This window comes from Lichenihabitans sp. Uapishka_5, assembly GCF_033947565.1.
Taxonomy (GTDB): Bacteria; Pseudomonadota; Alphaproteobacteria; order Rhizobiales; family Beijerinckiaceae; genus Lichenihabitans.
Map to the genome: position 1 here is coordinate 1 of NZ_JARPVX010000107.1, position 10,012 is coordinate 10,012.

Consider the following 10,012-nt stretch of genomic DNA (forward strand, 5'->3'; position numbering starts at 1 on the left):
CGCCACGGAGACCGCGTGGCGCGACGGAGACGAAGGCGAGGCGACCGCCGAAGCGGCCGGAGAGCAGAGCCTGGGCCTCCTGGCGATCCTGTCCGTCGTGCGCCTCGCGATCCTGCTCGTCGGCATGGTGGTGGCTTTCGCGGTCATCGACCTGCCGGTCGACGCGCTGCTGTCAGGCGAGAGCCCGGCCGCGCGCGCCGTGCTGCGGCTCGGGGGTGCCGTGGCGCTGCTGCTCCTCGCGCAAACCTGCTGGGTCGCCATCCGAACCGGCATCGACCGCCGCCTGCTCCAGCTTGGCGCCGACGACCCCCATGCCGGCAGTGCCGAGCACACGCGCCTCCTCACGCTGCTGCCGCTGCTGCGCACGACGCTGCTCATCGCCTTTGCGGTGCTGTTCGGTTTGTCGGCGCTGTGGACGCTGGGCATCGAGATCACGCCGCTGCTCGCCGGCGCCGGCATCTTCGGCCTCGCGATCGGCTTCGGGGCGCAGACGCTCGTGCGCGACGTGATCTCGGGCGTGTTCTTCCTGGTCGAGGACGTGTTCCGCATCGGCGAATATATCGAGAGCGGGTCGAGCACCAAGGGGACGGTGGAGCGCATCACGCTGCGCACCGTGGCGCTGCGCCACCAGAACGGGCCGATTCACTTCGTGCCCTACGGGGCGCTCGGCACGGTGCGCAACACCTCGCGCGATTGGGTGATCGACAAGTTCGACCTGCCGCTTCCCGTGACGGCCGACAGCGAGCGCGTCCGCAAGCTGGTCAAGCGCATCGGCGAAACCCTCCAGGCCGACCCTGAGTTCGGCCCGCTGTTCCGCGAACCCCTCAAGGCCAAGCTGTCCCGCATCGACCCCGGCGTGAAGGTCTTCCGCTGCAAGTTCACGACCCTGCCGGGCCGGCAGTTCGACCTGCGCGCCGCGGCGCTGAGGGGGATCGAGGCAGCCTTGGCGGAGGCCGGGATTCTGTTCGCCGAGAAGCCCTGAAGATCTCGCGAGGACCAGGCGACCTCACGTGCCTCGGCTTGCACCATGAAGCGTCGCGTTGGAGCACGCTGGAGATCGCACTCCCACGCCGCTTATCTGGCCAGCGTGGAGGATCCTTGAACCACGGAAGGCTTGATCGACATCCATGGCGGGATCCCTGATGAGACACCCTTACGGCTGCGGGTGAGGCAAACCGTGCCTACGGTGGCCGGATCCGCTTGCGCCGGCCATCCTCCGCGCTGGCTGACTCACGCGACGAAGCGGACGACGCCGCCGTCAACCCGCAAGGCCGCGCCGCTGGTCGCCGCGGCCTGTTCCGAGCAGGCGTAGACGATCATGTTGGCGACTTCCTCCGTCGTCGCGAAGCGCTTGATGAGGGTGGTCGGGCGCATCGCCGCGAGAAAGCCCTGCTCGGCCTCTTCCTGCGTGATGCCGTTCGCCTCCGCCTGCTTGACCATGAAGTCGCCCAGGATCTCCGACCGGGTCGGGCCGGGCAGCACGGCGTTGACGGTGACGCCCGTTCCCGCCACGGCCTCGGCCAACCCACGCGAAATGGCGAGTTGCGCCGTCTTGGTCATGCCGTAGTCGAGCATCTCCTTGGGGATGTTGACCGCGGACTCGCTCGACACGAACACCACGCGGCCCCAGCCTTTCGTCACCATGCGCGGCAGGTAGTGGCGGGACGCGCGGACGCCGCTCATCACGTTGAGCTGGAACAACCCCAGCCAATCGGCATCCGGGATGGCAGCAATGTCGTCGACACCCTTATAGTCGCGCAGGAAAGCCGTGCCGACGTTGTTGACAAGGATATCGGCATCCGGCGCTGCGGCGATCAGCGCCTCCGCGCCCTCTGCCGTCGCCAAGTCCGCGGCGACGCCGGTGAGCGTCGCGCCCGGGATCGCGTGCCGCATCCCGTTCAGCGCCCGTTCGACACGCTCAGGCGTGCGGCCGTTCACCACCACTGCCGCGCCCGCGCGCGCCAGCCCTTCTGCGGTTGCGCGACCGATCCCGGCCGTTGATCCGGTGACGACCGCCGTGCGGCCGGACAAATCGATGATCATGGTTTTGTGCTCCTCACGCGAACTTGACGAGGTCCTGGAAAATAAGCGGAGCCCAACTCTCCCCGCGCGCCTGGACGAGCGCGCCGCCCTCGGCGAGGCTTCCAAGCGCCACCGGCGCGAAGCCGAGCCGCTCCGCCAGCCCGGACACTTCGGCGGCGGCCTCCGCATCGTCGCTGGACACGAAGATCACGCGGCGGCCGCCATGCACGGTCGGGTCGGCGGCCAGCTTGGCCGCTGCGAGGTGGTTCCAGGCCTTGACGAGCCGAGATCCCGCCAGCTTGCGGGCCGTCACCCCAGACGAGGGCTGTCCCCCGAGCTCCTCGACCGGCACGCCGTAGGCGTTGGTGACATCGACCACGATCTTGCCCTGCCAATCCACGACGGCGGCCAGCGCGTCGACCTGTCGGAACGGCACGGCCAGCAGCACCGTCCTGGCCGCCAAAGCTTCGGCAAGCGGAACAGGTCGCACCGTCGGACCGATCGCGCCCGCCTGTGCGGCGTGGTCCGCGGGCGGCCTGCGGCTCGCCACCATCACGTCCATGCTTTGGCGGGCGAACATCCTCGCCAGCGCCTGGCCAACCGGCCCGAAGCCGATGATCGCGTAATCCATGTCCGATCCCCTGTCGCGCGACGCGTCGGCGTCGCCCCACCCGATGATGTGGGATCACCGCACCGCCAGAGGACCGCCCGGAAATCGACATCGGTTGTGCGCAGGCGCACCGCCCGCGACCGGCAAAGATTCAGTCGGCCGGACGTCCGCCCGCCAGCAACGGGGCATGTGCCGCGAGGCGCTTGGCCATGAATCCGGTGAACGCCCGCACGCGCCCGGTCTTGCGTGTCTCGCCCTGGGTGAGCAGCCAGATGGTGCCATGCGTCTTCAGCGGAGCGCCCGGCGCCCTCGAAAGGGAAGGATCGACGTCGCCGACGAAGCAGGGCAGCATCGCCATGCCGATCCCGTGGCGCACCGCCATGATCTGCGCCTCGGAATCCGTGGTCCTGAACAGTTCGTCCGCGACGGCGATGGCCATGCCGCCGGCCCAGTCGGGGATGCCGATGTGGTTCTGCACCACCCAGCGCAACCGCTCGAGGGCGCCGAGCTTCCAGCTCGCGAGCAGGTCACGCGACAGGTATATGCCGCCCGCGACCTCCGGGCCTCTGATGCCGTGAAGATTCATCGGAAGCGCGTTGCGGTCGTACACCACCCTGATGGCGACGTCCGCTTCCCGATTGGTGAGGTTGACGGGCTCATGCGAGGGCAGCAGTTCGACCTCCACCTCAGGATGCTGCGCGGTGAACGCTGCGAAATCCGGCATGAGCAGGTGGGTCGCCAGCACTTGCGGCAGCGTCACCCGCAAGGGCCCGCGCAGGCGCTGATCGCGCCCGAACACGCGCGCCTCGAGTTCATTCGACGCAGCCTCCATACGCTCGGCGAGGTGCAGCACGTCCTCGCCAGCGCCTGTCATCCGATAGCCTGAAGGCAGCCGGTCGAACAACATTACGCCCAGTCGGTCTTCGAGTTCGGCCAGGCGACGGAGCACGGTGGAGTGCTTGACGCCGAGCCGCTCGGCGCCCGCCCGGAGCGATCCACCGCGCGCAACCGCGAGGAAGTAGCGGACATCATCCCACTGGCTCATGGGCAGTTCTGATGCCGCTGTTATTGCCGGCTTGCAATGGCTCTGCTGTTGCCGAGAAGCACTTGGAAATGGTCAACGCCCGGGCGACTGTCCGATAGAAAGGCGCGAGCTCGACGCGAAAGGTGGAGCGCGTTGCTGAATGTCCGGTTCGGAGTGGCTCGTCGAGTCGCACGTACGACTGAACTGGGCGCGAAGCCGAACGGCTGCTCTACGACTTCGATTGGCCGGGAGCGGAACGGCGGGTTTCGACTTTTCCCGGGCGGTACGCCGCCCTTCACGCATATTCCGTGTTGCAACTCGGAACACAATCGTTCTCGTGCGATCGTGCCGTCCACGTGTCACACTGTGAAATGGCAGGTACCGGGCGAGCCCCGAACGAACCGGCTGACCCGCGACGTCAGCGGTCCCGCGGATTCGGCGGAACGCGCGAGCGCTTCGGTCGAGTCCTGATGATAGCCGTAGGGATTTCCTAGGGTGCTCGGTCCCGAGTTGCTGTGCGATCTATCGGCCTTGCTAGGTTCCTCGCTCAATGAACGGCAGCCATCGTCCGTGAGGTGCTGATGCACCGTGAAAGACGGTCGATGGGTCGTGTCGCCGTCGACCAGCGTCGATCAAGTCATTCTCTGAACTGGCAACTTCCGTGATGACGAAATGCACGGACAAGGATGATGCCTGAGGCCGGACAGCGCGCATGCCGACCGGCGCCGGCTCGAGGCCACAGGTGTGGAACCATAGATCGTCCGGCCGTGCTAGGCAGACGTATGGAAACCAAACCGCCCGTCTCGCGCGCCATCCTGGTCGGCGTCCAGCTTCCCGACGTCGATGACGCGGCCCATGCGGCGAGCCTCGAGGAGCTCGCCCGCCTCGTGAAAACGCTGGGCCACGAGGTCGTCGGCACTCTGTCGCAGCGTCGTGAGGCGCTCGAGGGCGCGACCGTGCTTGGCAAGGGGCGGCTCCGCGACCTGGCGGCGCGCACAGGCGGGACGGGCCTGGTCGGCAAGATGGCGACCGCGCCGAAGTCGAAGGCGCGTGAGCGCTTCGACGAGGGGGTGGCCGAGCCAGCCTTCATGCCGGGCGAACCAGCGCCGGACGACCAGCCCTTGGCCGACGTCGTGATCGTGGACCATGAGATCTCGCCGAGCCAAGCCCGCAACCTGGAGCGGGCGACCGGCGCGGACGTGCTCGACCGCACCGGCGTGATCGTAGAGATCTTCCATCGCCACGCGCGCAGCCGCGAGGCGAAGCTCCAGGTGGAGATGGCTCGGCTGCAATACGTCGTCCCGCGCCTCAGGGAGTCCTCGACGGGTGGAGGCCGGCAGCGTGGCGTCGGTGCGGGCGAGTCCGATATCGATGTCGACCGCCGCAAGGTCCGCGACCGCCGGGCCGAGCTCAAGGCCCAGCTCGACGCCATCCAGCGTGACGACGAGCAGCGGCGCTCCGCCCGCGGGGATCAGCTTCGCGTCGCGTTGGTCGGCTACACGAACGCGGGGAAATCCTCGCTCATGCGGGCGCTCACGGGAAGCGAAGTGCTGGTCGCCGACCAGCTTTTCGCGACGCTCGACACGACCGTGCGGGCGCTGCGGCCTGAAACGTCGCCCCGCGTGTTGGTGTCGGACACCGTGGGCTTCATCAAGAAGCTTCCGCACGACCTCGTGGCCTCGTTCCGGTCGACTCTGGCCGAAGCGCTCGACGCGTCGTTGCTGCTCTACGTGGTCGATGCTTCCGACCCGACCTACGAGGCGCAACTCGAGGTCACCCGCTCCGTCCTGCGCGAGATCGGCGCCGATGCGGTGCCATCGCGGCTGCTCCTGAACAAGATGGACCGCGTGGACGAAGCCGGTCGGGCCGCCCTGCTGGAGAAACATCCCGACGCGATCATGCTCTCGGCGAGCTCGCCCGAAGATGTCGCCACGCTGCGTGCGACGATCATCGCCTTCTTTGAATCCGCCATGGTCGAAGAGCGGCTCACGTTGCCCTACGCCCAGCAGGGCCTGCTCGGCGCCGTCTACGAGAACGTGCGCGTCCTCTCGGAAACCTTCGATCCGGACGGCCGCCTCCTTCACCTGCGCGGTCTTCCGGGTGGGATCGCGCGCTTGCGGAAGCTCATCGCGGTTTCCTAGTCTCGGCTGAGAACCTATGGCGAGGCGCCCCGGGGCGTCCGATGGACGACCATGATGGGAGCCTCCCATCCCCGACCATGACGACCTCGCCTGCCAGCCCTCGCTCCATGCCGCGTTCGTGCACCCTTGAGGGCGCGACGTGCCCCGTGATCGCGGTCGAGGCCCGACACGGCGGGTCGGCTCGGTGTAGGGGGATTCGAGACATCGTGTTAACTCGGCCTCCCAGCCGCTGCGCGATGGACCATGCCGATGACCTCCTCCGTGGCCGCTGCTTCGACGCCTGCCGTAGCGGCTCACCCGATCCGACCGGCCTTGCTGCTGGGTGCCCTCGGCGTCGTGTTCGGCGACATCGGCACCAGCCCCATCTATGCGTTTCGGGAATCCCTGAAGGCGGCGGGCGGGGCGACCGGCGAAGCCACCGTGTTTGGCGTGCTGTCGCTGGTGTTCTGGGCCATCATCCTGATCGTCGCGGTCAAATACGTGACCTTCGTGATGCGGGCCGACAACGACGGCGAAGGCGGCACCATGGCCTTGTTGGCCCTGGCGCTTCCGGTGGCCGGGCGGCTGCAGGCGGGGCTTCTGGTGATCGGCCTGGCGGGCGCTTCCTTGTTCTTCGGCGATGCCATGATCACGCCGGCCATCTCGGTGCTCAGCGCCATCGAGGGTCTCGGGATCGCGGCTCCGGTCGTGACACCCTATGTCGTGCCCATCGCGGCCGTGGTCCTCGTCGGACTCTTCGCCATCCAGAGCCGCGGCAGCGGCAGCGTCGGCTTCCTGTTCGGCCCGGTGATGGCCGTGTGGTTCCTCACGCTCGGCCTGCTGGGGCTCGTCCACCTGCTGCAATACCCGCGCGTGCTGCTGGCGCTGGACCCCCGTTATGCCTTCGCCTATGCCGGCCATGCCGGGGGCGGCGTGGCCTTCGCGGTGCTCGGCTCGGTGTTTCTGGCCCTCACCGGCGGGGAAGCGCTTTACGCCGACATGGGCCACTTCGGCCGACGCGCCATCCGCATCAACTGGTTCGCCATCGTGCTGCCGGCCCTGATGCTGGTCTACCTCGGGCAAGGTGCCCTCGTGCTGCGGGATCCCGCCGCCGCGTCGAACCCGTTCTTCCTGCTGTTCCCGGGATGGCTGCTCGTGCCCGCGGTGGTGCTGACCACGGCCGCCACGGTGATCGCCAGCCAGGCGGTGTTGTCCGGTGCCTTCGCGCTCGTCCAGCAGGCCATCCAGCTCGGCGCCATTCCCCGGCTCGATGTGCGTCAGACCTCCGAGGAATCCGCCGGCCAGGTCTACGTGCCGCAGATCAACTGGCTGCTGGCCATCGTGGTTCTCGCCCTGGTGTTCGGGTTCCGATCTTCCGACGCCCTCGCCAACGCCTATGGCATCGCGGTCGCGGGCGACATGCTGGTGACCACGCTGCTGGTCACCACCGTGGCCACGGCGCGATGGCGTTGGCCCGCCGGTCTCGTCTTCCCCGTGGCGGGCCTGTTCCTGCTCCTCGATGTGACGTTCGTATCCGCCAACATCCACAAAATCCCGGCCGGCGGCTGGTTTCCGTTGCTGGTGGGCGCCATCACGCTGACCCTAATGCTGGTTTGGCGCAAAGGGCGCGCGGTGTCGTTCGAGCGGCGCGACGAGAACGCCGTCAAGCTTCGCGACTTCATCACGAGCCTCGACCAGCCGGACGCCCCGATCCGCATGCGCGGCGCGGCCGTTTATCTGACCAAGCAGGCCGACATCGTGCCGTCCGCGCTCGCGCTCAACGTCAAGCACAACGGCGTGGTGCACAAGCAGGTGATCCTGCTCAAGGTCAGCACCGAGCGGGTGCCCAGGGTGGCTGAAGCCGACCGCCTGACATCGGAGATGCTTCCATCAGGCTTCCGCTTGATCCGGATGGTGTTCGGCTTCGCGGAAAAGCCGGACGTGATGGCGGCGCTCAAGGCCCATGAGGATGCCGTCGGCTGCGATGCCGGGAAGGCGTCCTTCTTCATCGGCCGGGAGAACCCCGTGCCGTCGATGAAGCCGGACCTGTCGCCCTGGCAGGAGCGCCTTTACGCCTTCATGGTCCACAATGCCGTGAGCGCGCCAGACTATTTCCAGATCGCACCCGAACGCGTTGTGGAACTGGGCACGCGGATCGAGATGTAGGACGCCGGGTCGAACACGGGACTTGGCGGCGCCTGCGACCTCGCAGAACCCTGCGCCTTCATCCCGTTGCGTTCACGCGGACCAAGCTGCCCTTCGCGGCGACGGCACGCCGACCTTTATGGAAGACCGGAAAGGATTCGTTAACAAATTCCTGACAATTAGAACAAATCAGGAACGCTTCCGTTCGTCGCTGGAGATCATCATGGTGCAGCCTCATGTGTCTGGCAATGCCGAGCTTGCCTATCGGGCCTATCTCATCGGGCGCAGCGGGCGGATCGAAGCTGCAACGCCTCTGCAAGCCGAGAACGACGAGGAAGCGATCGAGCAAACGCGCCGCCTCGTCGACGCTCATGCCATGGAACTCTGGGATCGCGGCCGGCTGGTGGTGAGCCTCAGCCCATGCCGGCGCTGTTGATCGTCGTGGGGCCGCGCCGGAAGCAGAGCACACGTGTCTTCCCACAGGACTGGAGAGTGGAACAGGACCGGCCAACCGGCTATGCCCTGGCCGTCGGAGCGGATCTCGAAACCATGATCACGAAAGCCGCAGTCGCACAGGCCGTCGGAGCCGCATGGCTTTCCACCGGGGCCGCACTGCCGGCCGCCTGGGTCGCCGTCGAGCCGGTCGCGGCGGTGGCTTCGCCTCGAGACCTCGACAACGTGCTCCCGGTGACGGTGCGGACGCCGCATGGCGGGTTCAACCGCTTCGTCGTGAGCGTGACCGTGTGCGAGCCCGGAACGACGCGATGCGCGACCATCGATGACGTCATGCTGGACACTGGTTCGACCGGCCTGCGCCTTGAGGCATCGGCCGTCCCGGCTTGGATCAGCCTTCCTGCGCATCGGGATCAGGATGGGCGCCCGCTCGCGGAATGCCTCCACTTCGTTCATGACGATGCGTGGGGACCCTTGGTTCGCGCCGACCTGCATCTGGGTGGGCTGATCGCCGAGGACGTACCCATCCAGGTCATCAGCGACGATGGGCGTCCCCAGCCGGCGGCCTGCCCGCGCTCCACAGTGCCCCCCACGTCGAACGGCACCTTGGGCATCGGACCAAATCTCTTCGACTGTCCCGGCACCTGCGAACAGAACGCGACGCGACCGACCTACTTCGTCGGCGGGCCAGGCACCTGGACGCCCGTGGCCGGGCGTCTGGCTCCGGCCTATCGCGTGCCCAATCCAGTGGCGCGCCTGCCGGCGCACAACAACGGCGTGGTGTTCGATCTTCCGTCGCCTCCGGGCGGCGGCGCCAAGGAGGTCGTTGGCGCGCTGATACTCGGGGTCGGCACCGCCCCCGATAACCAGCCCGGACCGGCGAGCCGCCTCCCGCTCGACGCGGCGGGACGGTTCACGACGACCTACCGTGGCAGGACCTACCCCGAAAGCACCATCGACAGCGGCACCGAAACCGACATCATCGAGGACGACCAGCTTCCTCGATGCGCTGGAATGGCCTGGGCTTTCTGTTCATCGCCGGACCGGTGGATCGAGGCCACCATGGCTGGCCCGGCAGGGGCGCGGCTTCCTTGGCGGATCAGAGTCGGCGACTATCAGCGCACGCTGACCCGCAACGACGGAGCCTCGGACGGGATGGTGGCGGCGGCCAGCGAGGGAACCCGTTCCTTCGTTTGGGGAGCCCCGTTCTTTATGGGCAAGAGAGTGATGGTGGTCTTCGAGGGACGAGACGTACCCCGGCTCGAGCATTGGGAAGGCCCGCTCTACGGCATACAGGATACGGCAAGGCCGCCGACCGCACGCTGAGCGACCCCAACGATGAACCCTTCTGGAACGGCCTTTTGTCCTGGAACGATTCGATGAGCGCCGAGCCGAGCGGCGATGCTCCGGCTTGATTTGGCCGTGAAGCGACGATCCGCTTTGGAGCGAGACGCACAAGAAGACCGACGTTGACGGCCGGTGACTGCCGACTCATCCCACTATCGATTAGCTTGCTTTAGGTTGGGCCAGTCGATGCAGATCGGGACCTTACGCCTTTGGCGCTGTGTCTCATTTGCTCCCAAGGACGAACCCGCTCTCGCGGGAGGGCTTCCTGAGAGGAAGAGCACACCTGGAGAT

General features: G+C 67.3%; 8 protein-coding genes. 5 read left to right on the forward strand and 3 right to left on the reverse strand.

What is annotated here, in order from left to right:
- A partial coding sequence (locus tag P7D22_RS20795) for a mechanosensitive ion channel family protein (protein ID WP_319936173.1) occupies window positions 1-982 on the forward strand: 982 nt, incomplete at its 5' end.
- A gap of 248 nt (window positions 983-1,230) precedes the next feature.
- Here the strand turns inward: P7D22_RS20795 and P7D22_RS20800 are convergent.
- The 3 genes from P7D22_RS20800 to P7D22_RS20810 form a co-directional block, all read right to left on the reverse strand.
- A complete protein-coding gene (locus tag P7D22_RS20800) occupies window positions 1,231-2,043 on the reverse strand; it encodes an SDR family NAD(P)-dependent oxidoreductase (RefSeq protein ID WP_319936174.1) in 813 nt (270 codons plus the stop codon).
- Between the two features lie 13 nt (window positions 2,044-2,056).
- Window positions 2,057-2,653 (reverse strand): NADPH-dependent F420 reductase, encoded by a 597-nt coding sequence (locus P7D22_RS20805; protein ID WP_319936175.1) that lies wholly within the window; start codon window positions 2,651-2,653, stop codon window positions 2,057-2,059.
- A gap of 130 nt (window positions 2,654-2,783) precedes the next feature.
- On the reverse strand, window positions 2,784-3,677 hold the full coding sequence (locus P7D22_RS20810; protein ID WP_319936176.1) for a LysR family transcriptional regulator: 894 nt from the start codon (window positions 3,675-3,677) through the stop codon (window positions 2,784-2,786).
- 761 nt (window positions 3,678-4,438) lie between these two features.
- On the opposite strand from P7D22_RS20810, the gene hflX reads away from it, so the two are divergent.
- From hflX to P7D22_RS20830, 4 genes are all read left to right on the forward strand, one after another.
- Window positions 4,439-5,797: a GTPase HflX gene (gene hflX, locus P7D22_RS20815; RefSeq protein WP_319936177.1), complete on the forward strand. Its 1,359-nt coding sequence runs from the start codon at window positions 4,439-4,441 to the stop codon at window positions 5,795-5,797.
- A 249-nt stretch (window positions 5,798-6,046) separates the two neighbouring features.
- Window positions 6,047-7,942, forward strand: a complete 1,896-nt coding sequence (locus P7D22_RS20820) for a potassium transporter Kup (RefSeq protein ID WP_319936178.1) — start codon at window positions 6,047-6,049, stop codon at window positions 7,940-7,942.
- A gap of 22 nt (window positions 7,943-7,964) precedes the next feature.
- Window positions 7,965-8,357 (forward strand): hypothetical protein, encoded by a 393-nt coding sequence (locus P7D22_RS20825; RefSeq protein ID WP_319936179.1) that lies wholly within the window; start codon window positions 7,965-7,967, stop codon window positions 8,355-8,357.
- Window positions 8,342-9,700, forward strand: a complete 1,359-nt coding sequence (locus P7D22_RS20830) for a DUF3443 family protein (protein WP_319936180.1) — start codon at window positions 8,342-8,344, stop codon at window positions 9,698-9,700. The genes P7D22_RS20825 and P7D22_RS20830 overlap by 16 nt, the downstream gene beginning before the upstream one ends.
- Window positions 9,701-10,012 lie beyond the last annotated feature (312 nt).